Raw genomic sequence first — 22491 nt, 5'->3', positions numbered from 1 at the left:
TTACGTATATAAAAGGTGGATGACGCATGTCTGAGCAGATCTACGTGGGTGTCGATTTGGGCGGTACGGCCATTAAAGTTGGAATCTGTGATGCAGAAGGCAAGCTTTTGCATACATTTGAGGGTCCAACTGAAGTAGCTAAGGGTCCGGATACTGTCATGGATAATATCGAAAAATATGTTCGTCTCATCGTGGAACAATCTCCTTACGATTGGAGCCAAGTGGCTGGTGTTGGCGCGGGAGTCGCAGGATTTACGAATGTAAAGGAAGGCATTATTATTTTGGCGCCCAACGTAGGATTCAAGGATGTGCCGATCCGTTCCATATTGGAAGAACGTCTAGGCAAGCCAGTTAAAATTGACAATGATGCAAATGTTGCCGCACTTGGCGAGGTGTGGAGCGGCGCAGGCAAGGGTATTGACCACTGTGTTTGCTACACGCTAGGAACGGGTGTCGGCGGAGGCATTATTATTAATGGAAGAATTGTACAAGGATTCTCAGGTCTTGCAGGAGAGCTTGGCCATATGGCGGTTATCCCGGATCTGGAGGCTATCCAATGCGGCTGCGGCAAGATGGGCTGCTTGGAAACAGTATCTTCTGCTACTGGTATCATTCGTATGGCCAATGATGCAGTTGAACGTGGGGATCGTACTTCCTTATCCCTTGTAGAGAGTATCACAGCAAAGGATGTATTTGACGCTGCGAAGGCAGGGGACGAGGTCGCAGTTCGCATCGTATCCCGTGCAGCTTATTACTTAGGTAAAGCAATGGCTGCTGTAGCAGTGACGCTGAATCCAGAGCGTTTCATAATTGGTGGAGGCGTATCGAAGGCAGGGGAATTCCTGTTTGAGCAGATTCGTGAAACATTCATGAAATTAACACCTGACCCGGTTACGCGCGGCGTATCCATCGTGCCAGCAGAGCTAGGCAATGATGCCGGTATGATCGGTGCGGCAGGCTTGTTCTTGCGTTCGTAGCCGAATCTTGTAAGGAGGAGAGGACGAACGATGATGGAATCATCAGAGATGACAGCTTTAGCAAAGCTGGTTATCATTACGGGAATGTCTGGTGCTGGGAAGACAATTGCGGTTCAAAGCTTGGAGGATCTCGGATTTTTCTGCGTGGATAATTTGCCACCAGTACTTATACCGAAGTTTGCTGAACTCATCGAGCAGTCCAAGGGCAAAATCGGCAAGGTAGCCCTTGTCATTGATTTGCGCGGAAGGGAATTTTTCACGGCTTTATCGGAATCGATTAATTATATTCGTGATCACTTTACCATCCATTGTGAAATATTGTTCTTGGATGCAACGGATTCTGTTCTCGTTCGCCGTTATAAGGAGAGCCGTCGTCGTCATCCTCTCAATCCAGGCGGCATGCCGCTTGAGGGAATTAAGCAGGAACGCACTCTGCTGGAAGATTTGAAGGGTTGGGCGACACAAGTCATTGATACGAGCAATTTGAAGCCCGTGCAGCTGAAGGAACGAATTGCGGCTAGATTCACGCACGCCGATCAGAACGTGATGTCGGTGAATGTGACATCGTTCGGCTTTAAATATGGCGTGCCAATTGACGCGGATCTTATTTTTGACGTACGCTTTTTGCCAAATCCGCATTATGTGGAGCAACTCCGCCCGAGAACTGGACAGGATATTGAAGTATACGATTATGTCATGAAATGGCCTGAAACACAGGCCTTCCTTACTAAATTGCTTGATTTGCTGAACTTTCTCATGCCGCAGTATCGCAAGGAAGGGAAAGGTCAGGTCATCATCGGCATCGGATGCACAGGCGGCAAGCACCGATCAGTGGCTATTGCAGAATATTTAGGTCGTACAATTGGTGCGAGTGACACGGAGGTTGTTCGTGTCAGTCACCGTGATGCTGAGAGAGATCGGCATTAGTGGAGGGGCGTTATGACATGTAAAGATGAAGAGCGAGTTCACCCGCGTATTGTGGTTATGGGCGGCGGCACAGGGCTGTCGGTCATGCTGCGTGGGTTGAAGGAAAAGCCGCTCGATATTACCGCAATCGTTACCGTGGCGGATGATGGAGGCAGCTCCGGCATATTGCGCAGCGAGCTGCAAATGCCCCCGCCAGGAGATATACGCAGTGTGCTGACAGCGTTGGCAGATGTGGAGCCCTCGCTGTCAGAGATGTTGAAATACCGCTTCAAGAATGGGTCTGGATTGGCAGGACATAGTTTGGGTAACTTGATCCTAGCAGCAATGACTGACATTACCGGCGACTTTGTGGCGGGTATACGGGAATTAAGCCGCGTACTTGCGGTTCGAGGCCGCGTGCTGCCAGCAGCGAATCAGGCAGTTGTCCTTAAGGCAGAGATGGAAGATGGGTCGATTGTATCCGGTGAATCTTCCATTCCTCAAGCGGGGCAGCGTATTAAACGTGTTTTTTTAGAACCGGAACAGGTGGATGCGTTGCCTGAGGCCGTGGAGGCACTCCGTCAGGCGGATGCAATTTTGATTGGCCCAGGCAGTCTTTATACCAGCATTATCCCAACACTGCTCGTACCAAAGCTGGCCCAGGCAGTGTTAGAATCTAATGCGGTGAAAATATTTGTATGTAATGTGATGACCCAACCGGGAGAAACGGATAATTATTCGGTCGGTGATCATTTAGAGGCTGTACAGTTGCATGTCGGCAGTCAGCTGTTCGATTATGTGATCGTGAATAACGGTGAAATCCCGCCGCAAGTTCAGGATAAATATGCCGAGCAGGGCGCGAAGGCCGTACATTTAGATATGGAAGAAGTGACGAAGCGCGGCTATCAAGTAATTGCAGATTCTTTAGTGCTGTTCCGCACCTATCTGCGACATGACGCAGATAAGCTTAGTCATCATATTTATCAGCTTGTGGAAAATTGGATGATACGAAAGAGGTGAGCCGCAATGTCTTTTGCAGCACAGACAAAAAAAGAATTAACGATGATCGAATCCGAGTCGTGCTGTGAGAAGGCGGAACTGTCTGCATTAATGCGCATGAACGGTTCTGTGCAGCTCTCGTCCAACCGCAAGGTAATATTGGACATTTCTACAGAGAATGCTGCGATCGCCCGCCGCATTTATACACTTGTCAAAACGTATTTTCAAGTTCATACAGAGCTGCTTGTCCGCAAAAAGATGCGCCTGAAAAAGAACAACGTGTACATTGTACGCATTCCGACGCGTGTGCAGGAGATTTTACGTGATTTGCACATTGTATCGGAAGGTTTTTTATTCACGGACGGCATAAATGAGCAAATCGTTGAAAATAACTGCTGCAAACGTGCGTATTTGCGTGGGGCGTTCATGGCAGGTGGATCGGTGAATAATCCAGAGGGATCATCATATCACTTGGAAATATCCTCGATGTACGAGGAGCATTGCCGCGCATTGGTTGAATTAGCGAATGAGTTCCAGCTGAATGCCCGATTCATTGAACGTAAAAAAGGCTTTGTCCTGTACATTAAAGAGGGCGAGAAAATCATCGAATTCCTCAATATCATTGGTGCCCACCAAGCACTGTTCAAGTTTGAGGATGTCCGTATTATGCGGGATATGCGCAACTCAGTGAATCGGATCGTCAATTGCGAAACGGCTAACCTGAATAAGACGATTGGTGCAGCCGTTCGTCAAATCGAGAATATTCGTTTTCTGGAGAGGCATCTTGGATTAGAGAAGCTACCGGATAAGCTAAGGGAAGTAGCGGAGGTCAGATTGGCACACCCGGATATTAACCTGAAGGAAGTAGGCGAGCTTCTGAGTGGTAAAGTAAGTAAATCTGGTGTCAATCATCGACTGCGCAAGATAGATGAGATGGCTGAACGATTGCGCAACGGATAGCGAGATAAACTTTATTCCTCGCTTGAAATCGTTTATAATGCTAATATGTGATGAAATAGAGCAAATTAGCGTAAATTTGAGTAATGTAAACTACATGGAATATAGGGGGTATGATTCGCATGGCTCAACAACCAATTGTCGTACGTTTGAAGACTGGACTGCACGCAAGACCTGCAGCCTTGTTCGTTCAAGAAGCGAATAAATATTCTTCGGATATCTTCGTTGAAAAAGAAGATAAGAAAGTTAATGCTAAGAGCATCATGGGTATTATGAGTCTCGCAATCAGCACCGGCACGTCGATTACCATTACTGCGGATGGCGCGGACGCCGATCAGGCTGTAAGCGCTTTAGTCGGGCTTGTAAGCAAAGAAGAATTGGACAGCTAAATCAATAGCTGATGAATTGTCCATTCCATTGTGGAAGCAGCGGAGCTGTGACTGATACCAAGAGAAGAGCCGTTCAGGCTCTTTTTTTATTGTGAAAGATTGAGCGGTTATCATATATATTGAAAAATATCATTCCAAAGTTCCATGCTGATTTGCAACAATATTTACCTTGGCAACGTTTAGAAGGCAAGAAGCAAGTCAATCTTACATTCTATAACGCGATGGAGGAATGGTTATGACGCAATTGGCAGGAAGAACGGCATGGCGGAGAATGGCAATGGCAGTAATGCTGACAGGAGCGCTGCTTGTAGGTACAGGTGTTGCAGCTCCTGTACCGGTGAAGGCAGCGGCAGCCGAATTCAGTATTAAGGATACAGTGAGTGTGTCAGGTGTTGGCGAGTTGGAAGTTACTCCTGATGTGGCTTATGCAGAACTCGCGGTAGATACACGGGGAAAAACAGCGGCAGAAGCACAAAAACAAAATGCGGCATTATATGATAAGGTGAAGCAGGTGCTCACCAAAAAATACGGCATTCAGGAGAAGGATTTGAAGACGGTAAACTTTTCGGTCAATCCAGAGTATAAATACGAAGAAAACAAGGAGCCTCAAATTGTTGGCTATCAAGCGCAGCATGCTGTTCGTGTCACATACCGGGACTTGAGTCGATTAGGAAGCTTAGTTGATGCCGCGACTGATGCAGGTGTGAATCGAGTTGCTCGTATCCAATTCGACACCGAAAAGCGTGCCGACTATGAGGCACAAGTATTGGAGAAGGCAGTACAGCATGCAGCAAAGAAGGCGTCTGCATTGGCGAAGGCTGCCGGTCGTGAAGTAGGGGCAGCACTTACGATTGCGGAGTCCGGTGCAGACTGGTCCCCTGTACGTGTCATGTACGATACTTCCAATGCAGCTGAAATGAAGAAGGATACAGCAACAACAGATTTGCAGGGTGGACTTATTAAGCTGAATGCTCAGGTACAAATTCAGTATCAATTGAAATAAGCATCTAGTATAAATGTTCCTTTTATGAGTGTAGTCTCCTATTGTTAAATCCATGCATATTTTCCAAAGAGAAGGCGAGTAAATCAGAATAAATGGCGTTGTACCAAGGGGCACTTGTGTCAGAAATGGCATAGTGCCTTTTTGTGTGACGATGATGTTGGATTAGGGGTTGTATTTTAAGGAACAAAGCCCTAGAATGTAACAGGGGAAATGAATACTGATGTATTCTTCTATTAATATATTTCAAATAAGTGCCTAATGGCCTGATCCGTGGTGGAAGTAAGGCGAACCGTTGAAACGAAATGTATGTTTTTGTCGAAATTACGTTAAAATAAGTTGTATCGTCAGACAAAACGATGTATATTGGATATGCAAAAACGCCAACGTGAACGGGACGTAGAAGCCATACCAATGGATATGGCTTTTTTTGCTTAATGAATAAGAACGTATCCTATACACTGCGCGCATTCTTGTTCATCCCTTTTGGGGTGGTGCTGCAGAGCGTGCCAGCTGCCATTACGACGGGCATGCTGCATGCAGGAACAGCCACCTCAATTGGCAGACTGACGATGTAAGGGGTTGATGCTAATGATTGAACTGGTAAATGTGGAGAAACATTTTGCCGGGCAACCCGTTGTGCATCCTCTGTCGCTTACGATTGGCGAAGGGGAATTTTTGACGCTGCTCGGTCCGAGTGGTTGTGGGAAGACAACCATTTTACGCATGATAGCTGGCTTTGAACAGCCTTCATCTGGCCATATCCGCCTAGATGGAGAAGATGTTACGAACTTACCTCCGAACAAGCGGAATTTGAATCTTGTATTTCAACATTATGCCTTGTTCCCTCATATGACGGTCGAGCAGAACATTCAATTCGGCCTGAAAATGAAGAAAATTCCGCAGGCAGAGCAGCGTGAGCGCATTGCAGAAGCAATTCGATTGACGCAGCTTACAGCGCTTGCGAAGCGTTATCCGCATCAATTGTCCGGTGGACAGCAGCAGCGTGTTGCGATTGCTCGTGCTATTGCTAACAAGCCGAAGGTGCTTCTATTGGACGAGCCGCTTGGCGCGCTTGATTTGCAGCTTCGCAAAAACTTGCAGGCTGAACTGAAACAGTTGCAGCGGAGCTTGGGAATTACATTCGTATATGTAACCCATGACCAAGAAGAAGCGATGATGATGTCGGATCGGATCGTGATTATGAATAATGGACGTGTCGAACAGATCGACTCTCCTAAAAATATTTACGAACGCCCGGAGACGTTGTTTGCAGCTACGTTTGTTGGAGAGAACAACGTGTTCCATGAAGAGAACCTCTTTACCGTTCGTCCAGAAAAGATTCATGTGACAGCAGAAGTGGAAGGTGCACCGCGTACCGGAATTATTCAGGATATCGTTTATTTGGGGAATATCCACAAGCTGATCGTTCACTTGGATAATGACCAAACGAACGTATCGGTTGTGCTTGACTTCAAGGACGAGCGAACGTGGGAAATTGGCCAACACATCGGAGTAAGTTGGAATAAGCAGGATGAGGTGATGATCGGCTCATGAAACGCTCATTTGGCATCATTGCGCCGGTCGTATTGTGGCTGACGATATTTCTTGTCGTGCCGATGATTGCAGTTATTGCTGTGTCCTTTATGCAGCGGGACGAGCTCGGCAATATCGTCTTTTCGTTTACGCTGAACAATTATGAACGATTTTTCGATCCCTTATACTTGGGAATTTATTGGGATACACTGTGGCTATCGGTATTAACAACAATAATCTGCTTGTTGTTCAGCTATCCGCTTGCGTATTATATTTCGACGACGAGCCCGGCAAAGCAGAAGTTGCTACTCATTCTCATTACAGTTCCGTTCTGGATTAACTTCCTTATTCGGACGTATGCGTGGGTGCTATTGCTTCGTACGCAAGGGATCGTCAACCAAACGCTTCTTGATTTGGGCTGGATAGCGGAGCCTCTGCAAATGCTTTATACCAAGGGTGCAGTGCTCCTTGGAATGGTTTATACGTTCATTCCGTATATGGTGCTTCCGATTTATGTATCATTGGAGCAAATGGATAAAAGATTGCTTGAAGCATCCAGCGACTTGGGTGCTACTAAGTGGAAATCGTTCTTGCATATTACGTTGCCTCAGACGAAGTCTGGCATGATGACAGGCAGCGTGCTTGTCTTCGTAACAACGGCGGGTATGTTCGTGGTAACAGACATTCTGGGCGGCGCTAAGGCGCAAATGCTCAGTAATATTATACAGAATCAGTTCCTAGGTGCGCGTGACTGGCCATTCGGTTCCGCGCTGTCAGTCGTGTTCGTGATCAGTTCATTGATCATCATCGGTCTGTTCAACCGGGCACTCCGCTCCAAATATGAAGCATCGAAGGAGGCGGGGGCATGAAGGTGGCAAGCAAAAAGAAGCAGCATCCGCTGCTTGCGCTCCATTCGATACTGTTAATTCTGTTTATTTATGTCCCAGTATTTTTGATTATTGCGTACTCGTTCAACAATTCGCGCATTAATTCGAATTGGAGCGGATTCACGTTCAAATGGTACAGCTCTTTGTTCGATAATCGGCAAGTAATGGAGGCGCTGAGCAACAGCTTGTCGATCGCATTGATATCTACCGTCATATCAACCGTACTTGGCACGTTGGCGGCGATAGCACTTCGCCGTATGGCTTCCCGACGTAAGCAAGGGGTAATAGGCCTATTATACTTGCCAATCATTGTGCCGGATATCATTATGGGCTTGTCCCTATTGGTATTATTCAGCCAGTTTAAAATTGAGCTGGGCAAAATGACGGTTATCATTGCACATATAACGTTCAGTATTTCGTACGTATATGTCATTGTTGCTTCCAGACTTGCCAACATGGGCAAGCAACTTGAAGAAGCAGCATCTGATCTTGGTGCTACACCATGGCAGACATTCCGCCATGTTACGCTACCTTCGATATGGCCAGGCGTGCTTGCCGGAGCAATCATGGCGTTCACACTGTCGATAGACGACTTTATGATCAGTTTCTTTGTTGCCGGGCCGAACTCAACGACCTTGCCGATCTACATTTACGGCTTGGTAAAACGGGGAATTTCTCCAGAAATCAACGCCTTATGTACGTTGATGATTATATTTAGCGTCGTGCTAATCGTACTTGCACAATGGTTGCTGAACCGTGGCAACGGAGAAAAGAAAAGCTCTATGCTGCCGTTCTAATTCACCGCTTATCAGATGTAAGCATGTGAATTTGAATCATATTAATACATTCTAAGGATCTTTTGCAGGATCAGAGAGGGGTTACAAGAATTGAACAAAAAGAAATGGTTCGCGGTCGTATTGGCCGGGATGTTGGCACTTACTGCGCTGGCAGGTTGCTCTTCTAAGCCGGAGCAAACATTGAATTTGTATAGCTGGGCAGATAACTTCGATATGGATATGATCAAGAAATTCGAATCGGAGAATAACGTAAAAGTTAACTATGCGATTTTTGCCAACAACGAGGAACTGCTGGCGAAGTTGAAAGCCGGCGGCGCGAATTATGATTTAATTCAACCGTCCGACTACATGGTGGCTAGCATGATTAAGCAAGATTTGCTGGAGCCACTTGATTTAAATCAAATTCCGAATTTCCAATACGTCACGGATCGTTTCAAAAACCCTGAATTTGATCCCGGCAACAAGTATTCCATCGTATATACATGGGGTGTTACAGGCATTGCCTATAACACAAAATATGTGAAGCAAGCTCCAACCGATTGGGCGGATTTGTGGAAGGATGAGTACAAAGGAAAGGTACTCCTTCTGGATGACAACCGTGAAATCATCGGAATGGCGCTGAAGAAGGCGGGCAAGTCGAACAGCTCTGAAAATGAAGCTGATATTAACGCAGCTGTTGATGATCTGCGTAAGCTAGTGCCGAACGTGCTTGCGTTTGATACAGACAACATCAAGCAGAAGATGATTGCGGAAGAAGGCTGGATTGGCACAGTATGGTCTGGCGACGCTTCTGTCATTCATGGAGAAAATCCGGATGTTGCATTCATGATTCCGAAGACAGGAAGCACGATCTTCTCGGACAACTACGCAATTCCAAAGGGCTCTAAAAATAAGGAATTGGCACAGAAATTCATCAACTTCATGCTTGATCCAGAGAACAGCGCAAAGAACTATGAGTCCATCGGCTACAGCAACCCTGTGACGAAGGCGAAAGAGTTCCATAGCAAAGAGTATTTGGATAACAAAATGATCAATTTGTCTGACGACGAGCTGACTCGTACGGAGTGGCTTGGCGATGTCGGTAAACATCTGCAGTTGTATGACCGCATGTGGACGGAATTGAAGAGCGGAAGATAATCAAGCATATCTAAAATGATAAGAGAAAGCCCCTGATCTGTTGTAGATCAGGGGCTTTTTTGCATTTATATGTCTATTAGCAGCTTGGACAATTGCTTAGGCTGTGTCTTCATGAGCCAATGTCCTCCTTGTTCGATGCTCAAATGACGCCATCCAGCTTCTCGCGCCCGTAATGCCATTGCACGGAAGAAAGCGGTCATCGGCCAGCTATCTGGATTGTCCAGCGGTTCTATGTAAGTACGGGGGATTTGTGCAGCATGCCCATTAGAAATAGAGATCTTCTGCATATAAGCACGAGTCGGCATTGGCGATTTTAGCGGATCTGATGGGTCACGCGGTGCAATAAATTCCGGTGTATTGTCATCTGGCGTGTCGTTATAGGGGGTGTCCAGAAATGGGGCAGATAACGTTGATACCGATTCACCATGACGTGGCACCATAGCATCTACATACACAAGGTGCTTGATTCGATCAGGAACCTGTTCGGCCGTCCCTGTGATGACCATGCCAGAGAAGCTATGACCGACAAGAATGACATCTTCCAGTTGCTCGTAGGTAATGACCCCTACAATATCCTGAATGAATGTATCTAAGTCAATTTCGGGACGTGCCAAGTGCGTCCGTTCCCCAAGCCCGGTAAGTGAGGGAGTGTATACGTCATGGCCAGCTTGCCGGAGGAAAGCAGCTACCTCCTTCCATACAAAACCGCCATCCCAAGCTCCGTGAACAAGAAGATAGGTAGACAATTGAATCTTGCTCCTTTCATCACAAATATAAGTTCGATAATTATAGAACTATCATACAATAGCGCCTCACTTTAAGCAATAGTTGGTTCGGTCAACCAGTCATTATTTTCATCTACCAGAGTTGTAAGAGGTGTTTTACGGCATGTTTTTCCTGACAATGTGTAAGATTTGGTGTGTGATCGGCAACATCAAATTTAACCAATTTTGCGGCAACTGGAGTGACTGCGGGCTAGGCGATGAGTTCAAAAAACCGCACAATGGCGCGGTTGTAAAGGATATGTAACGACAATGCGGAAACGACATATTTACGTTATTGGTAAAGGATGCCTACAATTATCTCATGAAAGCGCTAGCACGGCTTCGTCCATCGTTAATGCGCGACATGTCAAAATCATGTGCAGCATCGGCGATGCCAATCATGCCATCATTTGAAAGGAGGGAGTGGACACGATGCAAGGAAATGGACAGAGTGCCCTTTCAATGAACGTGGTTCCAAATAAGAAGAAACCGACGTGGAAGAAGATGCTTCAGAATTGGGAGTTGTATTTATTTATTGCTCCTGCATTTTTGTACTTCCTCATTTTCCATTACGGCCCGATGTACGGAATTCAAATCGCTTTCAAAAACTTTATCCCAGCGAAAGGGATTATGGGGAGCCCATGGGTTGGATTTGACCATTTCGAACGTTTCTTCAATTCTTATTACTTCTGGGATTTGCTTTGGAATACGCTGAGCATCAGCTTGTATGAGCTGGCGGTAGGCTTCCCGCTGCCGATTATATTGGCGCTTGCCTTCAATGAGATTAAGGATGGGGTATTCAAGCGGACGGTTCAAACCGTAACCTATGCGCCGCATTTCATTTCCGTTGTCGTAATGGCAGGTATTATTATTACGTTCCTGTCTCCTTCAACTGGTATTATCATTCATATTATTAAATTCTTTGGGTTTGAGCCGGCTGCATTCTTAACCGATCCAGCCTGGTTTAAGACGATGTATGTCTTGTCTGGTGTTTGGCAGGGCACAGGTTGGGGTACGATCATTTATTTGGCAGCCTTATCGGGCGTTGATCCGCAGCTGCATGAAGCAGCCATCGTGGACGGTGCAAGTCGATTCCAGCGTATTTTGCATATTAACATTCCGGCAATTGTGCCGACAATTACGATTTTGCTCATTTTGAACATGGGCAGCATTCTTGGTGTCGGATTTGAAAAGATCTTGCTTTTGCAAAACCCGCTCAACAAAGAAGCGTCCGACGTTATTTCCACCTTCGTGTATCGATCTGGTCTAGTCGATGCGCAATATAGCTTCTCTACAGCGATTGGCTTGTTCAACTCAATCGTGAACGCTATTTTGCTCATTGTAGTTAACCAAATCGCACGTCGCACGAGTGAAAACAGCTTGTGGTAGGAAGGAGGAGAACAGCACATGGCAGCTGCTGCAGTGAAAGAAACGAGAGCGGATAAAATATTCATCGTATGCAACTATATCTATTTGACGATTGCGCTAATCCTGGTGCTTTATCCAGTTTTGTATATCTTGAGTGCGTCGATCAGTGATCCGAAGTATGTAGCATCAGGCGAAATGTGGCTATTCCCTAAAGGTATCACATTCGAAGGGTATGCCAGAGTGTTCGAGAACTCAAAGATTTGGAACGGTTATGCAAATACGATTCTTTATACGGTTGTCGGGACTTGTGTGAATCTTTTTGTAACGCTACCGGCGGCATATGCATTGAGTCGTTCTGACTTTATCGGTCGCGGCTTCTTTATGGGGATGTTCTTATTCACGATGTTTTTCGGCGGTGGTCTGGTTCCTGGCTATCTCCTCATTAAGGAACTGGGGCTTATCAACAGCATGTGGGCCTTAATCCTGCCGGGTGCAGCGTCTGTATGGAACATAATCGTTGCACGCACGTTCTTCCAATCTACGATACCTAAGGAGCTCCAAGAAGCGGCGAGCATCGATGGCTGCACGAATTTGCGGTTGTTCCTGCGCATTATATTGCCGTTGTCGGCTCCAATTATTGCGGTTATGGCGCTCTTTTATGGAGTAGGACACTGGAACAGTTACTTTGGGGCCTTGATTTACTTGAATGACGAAGTGAAATATCCGTTGCAAATGATCCTGCGTCAAATTTTGGTTCTCCAAGAGATGTCGGCAGAGACTACAGGAGCAGCGGTAAGCAGCTCAGTAGCTGCTGCGCTGAACAACAAGGCAGAAATTGCAGCTCTGGTGAAATACTCTGTCATTATCGTATCGACCTTGCCTGTCATCGTTGTGTATCCGTTCTTGCAACGGTATTTCGTGCAAGGTGTTATGATCGGTTCTGTCAAAGGCTGATTATTATTGAGTATTGATTGTATGCCTCTATATAAGATTCATGTAAGTACGTCGGATGTGGCTTGTTACAGGGTTGAATGCTTCAACGGTAATAATCGAAGGTGCCAACGCCTTTGTTTATTATAAAGAAGGACATTATACGAATCATCAAAGGGAGGATCATCGCCATGCAGAAATGGAAAAAAACATGTGCGCTGCTGTTGTCTATGAGCTTGATCTTCACAATGCTCGCAGGATGCGGTTCATCTTCGGATAAGCCTGCGGCAGAGGCGGGCCAAGGCAATGTAGAGAACTTGAACAAGGAAGGCTATCCAATTGTTAAAGAGTCAATTACCTTGACGATGATGGGCCAGGATGTCGGCATTCAAAACTGGAAGGACATGGACTTCTTCAAGAAGATGGAGGAGAAGACAGGGGTTAAATTCGAATTTCAGAATGCGCCGCTCGACAGCTTCGATACGAAACGCAACCTGGTATTCGCAAGTGGAGAATACCCGGATGTATTTTTCTCTGGTCAGCTAAAGACTGCGGATGAAGTAAACTATGGCGCACAAGGTGCCTTGATTCCGCTGGAAGGACTCCTAGAACAGTATGCACCTAACTTGACCAAGATTTTGAATGATCACCCTGATATTCGTAAGTCGATTACAACACCGGATGGACATATCTACTCCTTGCCGAACATTGATTTGGATGCAGGCTGGTATCGTGGTCCGCTCTGGTATAACGGCAAGTTCCTGAAGAAGCTTGGCATTGAGAAGGTACCATCGACAATTGATGAGCTGTACACGTACTTGAAGCGTGTTAAGGAAGAAGATCCGAATGGCAACGGCAAGCAGGATGAAGTGCCATTGGCCTCGGTAAAATTGAACGACATTCGTATGTGGCTGCTTGGCTCTTGGGGCATCTATAATGAGGTTATCTATGCTGACAAAGCGAACAAAGTACACTACACGCCAATGGAAGAAGGCTACAAAGGCTACCTGACATTCTTGAACAAGCTGTGGAACGAAGACTTGCTGGATAAGGAAACATTCTCGCAAACGGATGAGCAGAAGAAGGCGAAAGGGAAAAACAATCAAATCGGATTGTTCTCTGACTACCATGCCTACTTTACATTGGGCGGAGAGCCTAGCATGACAGATCCAATGTATGCACCAGTAAAGAGCGAAATGTCCGAGCCGGTAGCTGCGAAGCACCCTGGCTTGATTACAGGCGCATTTGCCATTACGAATAAGAACAAGAATCCAGAAGCAACAATCCGTTGGATTGATTACTTGTACTCGGTAGAAGGATCAGAATTGCTTAGCTTTGGCCCAGAGGGCATACTGTGGGAATATGTGAACAAGGACGATCATACGAAAAAATGGCTGCCAGTACCAGGGGGCGGCGATCGTGAGGAATACCGTGCAAAGCTGACACCGGACTATGGTACGATTGTTCCGAAGCTGGCTAGTGAAGAAGTGGGTCGCGGTTTCCAAGGCGACTTCGAGAAGTGGCTGAAGAAAGAAACCGATGAGAAGATTATCCCAATCGCAAAGGTTCCATTCCCAAGCGTATACTTGTCTGAAGCAGATCAGCAGCAAGTGAGCAGCATGCGCTCCGATCTCGATAAGTATGTAGAGCAAATGGAAGCGAAGTTCGTGACAGGCCAAGAATCTCTGGCGAACTGGGATAAATACGTAGAGACCCTGAAGAAAATGGGTGCTGATAAGATCGTTGAGATTTATCAAAAAGCCTATGATCAATGGAATACAGCGAAGTAAGCGTATTGAAATACAGTATGAAAATGCAAGATAGCTAATCGGATGAAAATAGAGCACCTTGGGCTTGTGTATCTGCCCAGGTGCTCTATTTCTTAGCGATATCTATTAGGATTCATCATCCGCATCAGCGGCAGCTTTCGCTTGCTCGCTTGAGGCGTGAAGCTTCCGGTATTGGCCAGGTGTATAGCCGGTTTCCTTCTTGAACTTGCGAATGAAGTTCGGAGTATCCAAATATCCAACCCTAACAATGATATCCTTCAGCGGATCGCTTGTTGTGAGCAACTGACGGATGACCTCATCCATGCGCCGCTGCCATATATATTGGGAGAAGTTGCTTCCGGTCTTCTCCTTGAAGGCACGGCTTAAATAGGAGGACGAAATCGAGAACTTCTGTGCAACTCCTTCAAGGCTTAAACTGTAATCGGTATACTGTTGATCGATAAAGGCAATGGCATTATCCATTAACGAAATCTGCTCGGACTCTGTATTGCGCTCGACCTGTTCGCAAATGTGTGCGGCCAATAGCTGTAGCTTTTTTTCGAGCTCCTCTAGCGATTCGAATGAAGTAAAGCCGGGAATATCGCGAATCAATTCATTTAGGCCGAGCTCGGATGCTGTTTTCAACAGCGTATTCATAATATCAAAACAAATGCAGCGCAGCAGAGAGATGGATAGGCGCTCTGCTTTCAGCTTGATGAATATGGCTTCAATCATTTGCATAGCGATGGTGTCGTTGCCCTGCTTCAAGCTCTGCGTGAGCTTCAGAAGGGAATCCTTCGCAATCCAGAACGTATCGCTCGGAGTATGAGAGAGCTTGTCGAAGTACGTAATGCTGCCTTTCCCATTCGCCATTCGATATTCGAGTGCAGAAGCCGCCTCAATATAAGACTGATTCAGCAGCACCGCATTTTCGTAAGCTGTACCGACGCCGATAGAGGGGATAAGATGGGTGCTCTCCATTACGATAATGCGCAGTGCATCGACAATTTGCTCCATTCGATGCCCGACCGTGATTTGCGTATCTTCGTTCATGGTTACAATGAGTGCAAATTGATCAAAATGCGGCAGTTCGATGCCATACGCATGGGTACCGTAATCAGGGATTTCGATTTCCTCAAGCAACTCGGCAATGTGTTGGCGATGATGCAGTGCATCAGTTACGCCAGGGTATTCATCCCATGAGATGGCGATTACGAAATAATGCCTGCCTGTCAGCTCAATTCCGAGTACGTCCATGATATGTTCCGATTCAGGGTTATCCAGCTTCCCGTGCTTAAGCAGCATAAGCAGAAATTGGTTACGGGCAAATGGCTCCTGAATATCGACGCGGGCGCTATAGTCGTGTAAGGCTTTGCGGATCCATTCCAACTCATTACGTGACTTCTGTACATGCTGTGTGGATGTCGCCTCTGTTGCTTCCGCCTTAAGCATGGCAAATTCCATCAAATCGTGGATCGGGTGATATTGCTTGCGGGCAAGGAATACAGCAGCCAAAATGCCACCTAACACGACGACGGCAAAGGCGAGCAGGAAAAACGTCTGAATATGGAATACGCGTCCAAAAAATTGCTCGCTCGGCATAGCCGTTACATAGGTCCATCCATTCATGGAGGATTTGACGGACACAACGGATTGTTGTCTGTTATCCAGCTTTAAGCTGTGGATGCCGGATCCGAGCGCTGAAAGCAAATGAATTTCATTTTTCGGAATAGGCTCACCATGGTTGTTCTGTGTAAGTACACGTCCCTTTTCATCAAAAATGTACGTGTTGCCCTTGAACCCGTTCAAGATGGTATCCATCAGTCCAGTAAGCTTGGATTCCTCCATTAGGAAGAGCACCGTTCCATGCGGAGAAGAGCTGTTTGGTGTAATCGGAATCATATACGCAAGCATGGACTTTGTAATATTCATATTTAAGTTGACCGATTCAGCAGGCCGAACTATGGGATAAAGTTCTGTTTCTAGTTCGTGAATAATATCCTTTTTATTCCAGTCCTCAAACAAATAATATTGCTCAAAGAGCACATTAACATTGGTCATTCCTTTCGGAGAGTAGATGGCTTGAGTATTGCGGTAATAGAGGAATAGTTCTTCCAAGATGGAGCTATTCGCTTTGTATTTGCCGAGCGCGGATATCGCGTCACGGCTGTAATAAGGATGCCGAATCATATATGGGGTCAATTGTTCGTCATAGGCAATGCGTGAAGCAATATCCCGGAGTTCCGTCATGCGAGAATCAATATTCAGTTTCACCTGATTAAGCTGATTCACGTTCGATTGCTCAATTTCGGAGCGCAGATTGTTGACGGCATTTTGATAGATGAAGATAGTAAGAACCACTAATGGGATGAGAAAAATCAATATATACGACCATATGTACTGTAATAGCAGCTTCGACCGAAAATAGTTCCAACTCATCCTGACAAACCTCCTAGTAGTCCCTGATGTAATCTTGCTATGAAGTGAATCTTGCAAAAATTAAGAAGACAATCTATTCGAGAAGAGATGTTGATGATTTGTAATCATTGTATACGTTTCGACTCGTCTGTAAAGCGAGAAATCAGAAAAAATCAGCAATATTCTTATTGTAAACGATTCCAATGGGAAATGGAATGATTTCATGGCGCGTACAACTATTTTTGTGGAGAGGACAATCGAAGGGGATTTTAAGGTGAGGAAGCGCATTTTATCTTATTTTAAGGTTCAGTTCAGTTTTCTTTAATGTAACTCTAGTATTCTAACAATGGACCGAATGACAGATGAGTTCTTGCGAAGGAGGGTTGCCGGCAGCGATTACTGGCCTTGGTCAACCGGAAGTCTTCCGTTGCACCAGGTGATCCGTTTCATCTTTCTCATGGTTTACAGTTTACCCCTAGAACATATATAGACCGCATCAGCGTTTACGCGATGCGGTCCTTTTTTTATGGATACAGCCGTTTCTTCTTGGACTACGATTTATTGTTGGGTGTGGAAATACAGACAAAAAAGATCGAGCCAGCGTTCAAGAACACAGACTCGACCTTTGCCTTCAAGTAGTAGAAAAGGAATGTTGGAAATTATTCTTTGCCAAGAACCTTATCGACAAGACCATAATCAAACGCCTCTTGGGCAGACATGAAGTAATCGCGATCTGTGTCGCGCTCCACGCGCTCAAGCGGTTGTCCCGTGCGCTCTGCCAAGATCTTGTTCAAGTTGTCGCGCATCTTCAAGATGCGACGTGCGCGGATTTCGATATCGGTAGCTTGACCTTGAGCTCCGCCAAGCGGCTGGTGAATCATAATTTCGCTATTCGGCAGCGCGAAGCGCTTGCCCTTAGCGCCTGCGTTCAGCAGAAAAGCGCCCATGGAGGCAGCCATGCCGACGCAAATCGTAGATACGTCTGGCTTAATGTGCTGCATTGTATCGTATATGGCCATGCCGGCCGAGATAGAACCGCCCGGGCTATTGATGTATAAATGGATATCCTTTTCCGGGTCATCTGCAGCCAGGAACAACAACTGGGCGATAATCGAATTCGCCACCAGATCGTTCACTTCTGTTCCGAGGAAAATGATGCGATCCTTCAACAACCGGGAATAAATATCATAGGATCTTTCACCACGATTCGTTTGTTCAACAACTACGGGTACATAACTCAAGATAACCCCTCCTCACTAAATGTCGTTACACATCCAATATAAAGGACATAAAACAAAAAGTCAAAGATGGTCAAACTATGTCGAGAAAAAAACATCTATCCTTTCGCTTCTGCAAAATTCAAGATGTTGCTTCCGTGCTTATGTACCTAAATATATGCGTAACGTAGCTTCTTATCCTGTACCTAATAAGGACAGGAGTGTAATTGGCGCGCCCGCAAGGAATCGAACCTTGATCTCAGGCTCCGGAGGCCTACGTCATATCCATTGGACCACGGGCGCATTCATACAAGAGCAAAACTTATTATATAAGAAAGCGTATAACAAAGTCAAGTGAGCGCCCCTGAATTATTTCCTTTTCCTATGGATGGGGTAACAAGTCGCTTCTACTTATAAGTTAAAGTACTTGCCAGCATAATATTTGGACTCTAATGAAAAGCTAGGTCTCGCTTCACAACGCTGACCGTACAGTTTTCATTTTTTATTCCTCTGGAGGCTCAAATTTTTTGTAAACGTTGTAAGGTCAAGCATGATGTCCATCATTCCTGTCTATACTGAAAAATGTCGAGATTGATTTAGAAAAAATGTATGAACATGTCGCATTTTGGGTTAATTACTTCATAGGCGCTCGAATGTCTTTGGACAGGCTGTCTAATTATGAATAACTTTGATATTGCTTGCTCATTATAGAGTTGTTCCTTAGCATGAAAATTTTGATTTTTGGGTGTATGTACTGGGGTTCTGGCTACTTGCAAGTTGCCTCATTATTCGGTAGAATAGTGGTGGGACAAAAAATGTAGAGATGGGACGTTTTTAGTCCAATGGTTGCTTATGGGAAGCAGGAGTGGAGAGAATGCGTGAGTGGTTGGAAATACAGAAGCGACTTCTACCTGAACTCATTGAACTGTTGAAGAAGCGTTACACCATCCTGCATCAAATCATGTTGTCCGACTCCATCGGGAGAAGAACGCTGGCAACGTCATTGCAGATGACCGAGCGTGTGCTCCGTGCAGAAACCGACTTATTGAAGGCACAAGGCCTGATTGATTCGGATAACACGGGGATGCGAATCACTGATGAAGGCCGGCAACTTGTCCGGAAGCTGGAATCCGTGATGGGTGAACTGCTCGGAATGCGCCAGCTGGAGGAGAGTATCCGCCAAGCATTTGGTTTGAAGCAGGTCATTGTCGTACCCGGCAATTCGGATGTATCGCCTGTCGTTAAACAGGAACTTGGGCAAGCGGCTTGTAAAGCGCTCAGCAGCGTAATGGACAAGGAAGATGTCGTGGCGGTGACAGGCGGCTCCACATTGGCTGCAATGGCAGATCAATTGACGAGTCCAACACCGTTGAAAGGCAACTGGTTCGTACCCGCTCGTGGTGGACTTGGGGAGAGCTTGGAACATCAAGCGAACACAATCGCATCCACGATGGCGAAGCGCGTAGGCGCTCAGTATCGGCTCTTGCATGTGCCAGACTTGCTGAGTGAGGAAGCATACCAGTCGCTGAAGCAGGAACCGAACATCCAAGATATTTTGCGAGTCATACGCCAAGCACGCATCGTCGTGCATGGCATTGGAGAGGCCCTCGTCATGGCGAAGCGTCGCCGGGCGAATGAGGAGACGATCCAGCAGTTGCTCCAGGAAGGAGCACTTGCAGAAGCATTCGGGTATTATTTCGACCGAGACGGACATGTCGTACATACGATGCTGACACTAGGCCTTCGCCTAGAGGATATTTCTCGTACGGAGGTTGTCATCGCCGTTGCTGGAGGTCAAAGTAAGGGTGAATCCATTACCGCTGTGCTTCGTGCAGGACATGAAGACATTCTCGTCATTGATGAGGCAGCAGCTATGGAAGTATTGAAACATTGTGGTCTCGATGTGCCTTACAGGCCGTCTTGAGATATATAAAAAAAATTGCGAAGGAAATGGGAGGAATCATCAATGGTTAAAGTTGGTATTAACGGCTTTGGTCGTATCGGACGTAACGTATTCCGCGCAGCATTGAACAATCCAGAAGTAGAAATCGTTGCAATCAACGATTTGACAGACGTAAAGACTCTGGCTCACCTGTTGAAATATGACACAACTCACGGCAAATTCGAAGCTTCCGTAGAAGCTAAAGAGGGCGCTTTGATTGTTAACGGCCGCGAAGTGAAAGTATTCGCTGAGCGCAACCCTGAGAACTTGCCTTGGGGCGCTAACGGCGTTGAAATCGTTGTTGAGTCCACTGGTATCTTCACAGCGAAAGATAAAGCTGAAATGCACTTGAAAGGCGGCGCGAAGAAAGTTATCATCTCCGCACCTGCTACTAACGAAGATATTACAATCGTTATGGGCGTTAACGAAGACAAGTATGACGCTGCTAACCACACAATTATCTCCAATGCTTCTTGCACAACGAACTGCTTGGCTCCATTCGCAAAAGTATTGCATGAGAAATTCGGTATCGTTAAAGGTATGATGAACACAATTCACTCCTACACTAACGACCAAAACGTTCTTGACTTGCCGCACAAAGACTTGCGTCGTGCTCGTGCAGCAGCTCAAAACATCATTCCTACAACAACTGGAGCTGCTAAAGCGGTATCCCTCGTATTGCCTGAATTGAAAGGCAAATTGAACGGTATGTCCATGCGCGTTCCTACTCCTAACGTATCCGTTACGGACTTGGTAGTAGAACTTGAGAAGGACGTTACAGTTGAAGAAGTGAATGCAGCTTTGAAAGAAGCAGCTGAGGGCCCATTGAAAGGCATCTTGAACTACTCCGAAGAGCCATTGGTATCCAGCGACTACAACGGCGACCCAGCTTCCTCCACTATCGATGCTTTGACAACGATGGTAATCGGCGGCAACTTGGTGAAAGTTGTATCCTGGTACGACAACGAGTGGGGCTACTCCAACCGCGTTGTAGACTTGGCAGCTTTCATCGCAAAAAAAGGTCTGTAATCGCATAGCACTTACAATCAAAGAGGAGTGACCGTTTAGGCCTCCTCTTTTGATCCTTATAGTGCCTAGAGCATATCGAGAACCAGTGCGGACACAGATTTGTATAGATATACAGAGATAGAGAGTACAGAGAGAAACCAGAACATATTAACGAACGATATACGATATAATAGAGAGAAAGATTTAGATGGAACCCATACAGAACATGAACACAGAACATACCGAACAACACACCAGAGAGAGGCGTGTGCCGGTGTAAGCGACGATAGGAGGAACACGGGGATGAACAAGAAAAGTGTGCGTGATGTAGAAGTTAAAGGTAAGCGCGTATTCGTACGTGTCGATTTCAACGTGCCATTGGAAAATGGTGTGATTACGGATGATACACGTGTACGAGAAACGCTGCCAACAATTAACTACTTGGTGGAACAAGGTGCGAAAGTTATTTTGGCAAGCCACATGGGTCGTCCGAAGGGCGAAGTTGTGGATTCCATGCGTCTGACACCTGCAGCAGTACGTCTTGGCGAACTGCTTGGCAAGCCCGTTAAGAAGTTGGACGAGTCGATTGGTGAAAACGTAAAAGCTGAAATTGCAAAAATGGAAAACGGCGACGTTATCGTGCTTGAAAACGTTCGTTTCCACAAAGGCGAAGAGAAGAACGATCCAGAATTGGCTAAAGCCTTCGCTGAGCTTGCGGACTTGTATGTGAACGACGCGTTCGGCGCGGCTCACCGTGCACATGCATCCACTGAAGGCATCGCACATCACTTGCCAGCCGTGTCCGGCTTGTTGATGGAGAAAGAATTGAATGTACTGAGCAAAGCGCTGACGAACCCTGAGCGTCCATTTACAGCAATCGTTGGTGGATCCAAGGTTAAAGATAAAATCGACGTTATCAACAAAATGTTGGAAATCGCTGACAATATCGTCATTGGCGGCGGCTTGACGTACACATTCTTCAAAGCACAAGGCAACGAAATCGGGAAGTCGCTTGTCGACAACGAGAAGCTTGATGTTGCACTTGGCTTCATCGAAAAAGCAAAAGAACTTGGTAAAAACCTCTATTTGCCAGTAGATATCGTAGTTACAGACGACTTCAGCGCTGATGCAAACACGCAAGTGGTATCGATCGACAGCATTCCTGCAGAGTGGGAAGGCATTGACATCGGTCCAGAAACTCGTGAAATCTATGCTGACGTTATCAAGAATTCCAAGCTTGTTGTATGGAACGGGCCTATGGGCGTATTCGAAATCGAGCCGTTCTCTCATGGTACGCGTGCTGTAGCAGAAGCATGTGCGGAAACTGCTGGTTACACAATCATTGGCGGCGGCGACTCTGCAGCAGCGGTTGAGAAGTTCAAGCTGAAAGATAAAATGGATCACATCTCCACAGGCGGCGGCGCTTCCCTTGAATTCATGGAAGGCAAAGCATTGCCAGGCGTGGTTGCATTGAACGATAAGTAAGAGAG

The 22491-nt window shown here is 46.2% G+C and carries 20 protein-coding genes and 1 tRNA gene; 17 read left to right on the top strand and 4 right to left on the bottom strand.

The window, feature by feature from the left end:
* Positions 1-26 precede the first annotated feature (26 nt).
* From ACQ5BJ_RS16650 to ACQ5BJ_RS16600, 11 genes are all read left to right on the top strand, one after another.
* Positions 27-977, top strand: a complete 951-nt coding sequence (locus ACQ5BJ_RS16650) for an ROK family glucokinase (RefSeq protein WP_005545773.1) — start codon at positions 27-29, stop codon at positions 975-977.
* A gap of 30 nt (positions 978-1007) precedes the next feature.
* Positions 1008-1904: an RNase adapter RapZ gene (gene rapZ / locus ACQ5BJ_RS16645; RefSeq protein ID WP_163979413.1), complete on the top strand. Its 897-nt coding sequence runs from the start codon at positions 1008-1010 to the stop codon at positions 1902-1904.
* Between the two features lie 12 nt (positions 1905-1916).
* Positions 1917-2903, top strand: a complete 987-nt coding sequence (locus tag ACQ5BJ_RS16640) for a gluconeogenesis factor YvcK family protein (protein ID WP_005545777.1) — start codon at positions 1917-1919, stop codon at positions 2901-2903.
* A 6-nt stretch (positions 2904-2909) separates the two neighbouring features.
* Positions 2910-3842: a DNA-binding protein WhiA gene (whiA, locus tag ACQ5BJ_RS16635; RefSeq protein ID WP_430111569.1), complete on the top strand. Its 933-nt coding sequence runs from the start codon at positions 2910-2912 to the stop codon at positions 3840-3842.
* 119 nt (positions 3843-3961) lie between these two features.
* Positions 3962-4228: an HPr family phosphocarrier protein gene (locus tag ACQ5BJ_RS16630; protein WP_005545782.1), complete on the top strand. Its 267-nt coding sequence runs from the start codon at positions 3962-3964 to the stop codon at positions 4226-4228.
* A 235-nt stretch (positions 4229-4463) separates the two neighbouring features.
* The gene (locus ACQ5BJ_RS16625; protein WP_005545784.1) at positions 4464-5231 is read left to right on the top strand and encodes an SIMPL domain-containing protein; all 768 of its coding nucleotides are present in this window, start codon (positions 4464-4466) and stop codon (positions 5229-5231) included.
* A gap of 434 nt (positions 5232-5665) precedes the next feature.
* Positions 5666-5806, top strand: a complete 141-nt coding sequence (locus tag ACQ5BJ_RS16620; protein ID WP_157266721.1) for a hypothetical protein — start codon at positions 5666-5668, stop codon at positions 5804-5806.
* 7 nt (positions 5807-5813) lie between these two features.
* Positions 5814-6785 carry an ABC transporter ATP-binding protein gene (locus ACQ5BJ_RS16615; protein ID WP_005545786.1) on the top strand — a complete coding sequence of 324 codons (972 nt, stop codon included), beginning with the start codon at positions 5814-5816 and terminating at the stop codon, positions 6783-6785.
* Positions 6782-7633, top strand: coding sequence for an ABC transporter permease (locus ACQ5BJ_RS16610; RefSeq protein WP_005545788.1), 852 nt, complete (start codon positions 6782-6784; stop codon positions 7631-7633). The genes ACQ5BJ_RS16615 and ACQ5BJ_RS16610 overlap by 4 nt, the downstream gene beginning before the upstream one ends.
* On the top strand, positions 7630-8448 hold the full coding sequence (locus ACQ5BJ_RS16605) for an ABC transporter permease (RefSeq protein ID WP_005545789.1): 819 nt from the start codon (positions 7630-7632) through the stop codon (positions 8446-8448). Before ACQ5BJ_RS16610 ends, ACQ5BJ_RS16605 begins: the two co-directional genes overlap by 4 nt.
* Before the next feature lie 90 nt (positions 8449-8538).
* On the top strand, positions 8539-9585 hold the full coding sequence (locus ACQ5BJ_RS16600) for an ABC transporter substrate-binding protein (protein ID WP_005545790.1): 1047 nt from the start codon (positions 8539-8541) through the stop codon (positions 9583-9585).
* Between the two features lie 65 nt (positions 9586-9650).
* Here the strand turns inward: ACQ5BJ_RS16600 and ACQ5BJ_RS16595 are convergent, their stop codons facing one another.
* A complete protein-coding gene (locus ACQ5BJ_RS16595) occupies positions 9651-10331 on the bottom strand; it encodes an alpha/beta fold hydrolase (protein WP_005545791.1) in 681 nt (226 codons plus the stop codon).
* Positions 10332-10781: 450 nt separating this feature from the next.
* Between ACQ5BJ_RS16595 and ACQ5BJ_RS16590 the strand changes: the two genes are divergently transcribed.
* The 3 genes from ACQ5BJ_RS16590 to ACQ5BJ_RS16580 all read left to right on the top strand — a co-directional run bounded on the left by ACQ5BJ_RS16590 (position 10782) and on the right by ACQ5BJ_RS16580 (position 14437).
* Positions 10782-11738: an ABC transporter permease gene (locus ACQ5BJ_RS16590; protein WP_005545793.1), complete on the top strand. Its 957-nt coding sequence runs from the start codon at positions 10782-10784 to the stop codon at positions 11736-11738.
* 18 nt (positions 11739-11756) lie between these two features.
* Entirely contained in the window at positions 11757-12671 is a 915-nt protein-coding gene (locus ACQ5BJ_RS16585; RefSeq protein WP_005545794.1) for a carbohydrate ABC transporter permease, read from the top strand.
* Positions 12672-12838: 167 nt separating this feature from the next.
* Positions 12839-14437 carry an extracellular solute-binding protein gene (locus tag ACQ5BJ_RS16580; RefSeq protein ID WP_005545795.1) on the top strand — a complete coding sequence of 533 codons (1599 nt, stop codon included), beginning with the start codon at positions 12839-12841 and terminating at the stop codon, positions 14435-14437.
* Positions 14438-14542: 105 nt separating this feature from the next.
* Here the strand turns inward: ACQ5BJ_RS16580 and ACQ5BJ_RS16575 are convergent, their stop codons facing one another.
* The 3 genes from ACQ5BJ_RS16575 to ACQ5BJ_RS16565 form a co-directional block, all read right to left on the bottom strand.
* A complete protein-coding gene (locus ACQ5BJ_RS16575; protein WP_430111563.1) occupies positions 14543-16855 on the bottom strand; it encodes a helix-turn-helix domain-containing protein in 2313 nt (770 codons plus the stop codon).
* Between the two features lie 638 nt (positions 16856-17493).
* Complete coding sequence (gene clpP / locus ACQ5BJ_RS16570) at positions 17494-18075, bottom strand: ATP-dependent Clp endopeptidase proteolytic subunit ClpP (protein WP_005545797.1); 582 nt, start codon at positions 18073-18075, stop codon at positions 17494-17496.
* A 204-nt stretch (positions 18076-18279) separates the two neighbouring features.
* Positions 18280-18354, bottom strand: a tRNA-Arg gene (locus ACQ5BJ_RS16565).
* A 571-nt stretch (positions 18355-18925) separates the two neighbouring features.
* Between ACQ5BJ_RS16565 and ACQ5BJ_RS16560 the strand changes: the two genes are divergently transcribed.
* The 3 genes from ACQ5BJ_RS16560 to ACQ5BJ_RS16550 all read left to right on the top strand — a co-directional run bounded on the left by ACQ5BJ_RS16560 (position 18926) and on the right by ACQ5BJ_RS16550 (position 22486).
* Positions 18926-19975 carry a sugar-binding transcriptional regulator gene (locus tag ACQ5BJ_RS16560; protein WP_430111561.1) on the top strand — a complete coding sequence of 350 codons (1050 nt, stop codon included), beginning with the start codon at positions 18926-18928 and terminating at the stop codon, positions 19973-19975.
* A 42-nt stretch (positions 19976-20017) separates the two neighbouring features.
* The gene (gene gap, locus ACQ5BJ_RS16555; RefSeq protein WP_005545799.1) at positions 20018-21022 is read left to right on the top strand and encodes a type I glyceraldehyde-3-phosphate dehydrogenase; all 1005 of its coding nucleotides are present in this window, start codon (positions 20018-20020) and stop codon (positions 21020-21022) included.
* A 282-nt stretch (positions 21023-21304) separates the two neighbouring features.
* A complete protein-coding gene (locus ACQ5BJ_RS16550; RefSeq protein WP_005545800.1) occupies positions 21305-22486 on the top strand; it encodes a phosphoglycerate kinase in 1182 nt (393 codons plus the stop codon).
* The last annotated feature ends 5 nt before the right edge of the window (positions 22487-22491 follow it).

Source organism: Paenibacillus sp. B1-35 (genome assembly GCF_050474385.1).
In the GTDB taxonomy this organism is placed as follows: Bacteria; Bacillota; Bacilli; order Paenibacillales; family Paenibacillaceae; genus Paenibacillus_B; species Paenibacillus_B alvei.
This window is presented reverse-complemented; position numbering and strand designations above follow the sequence as displayed.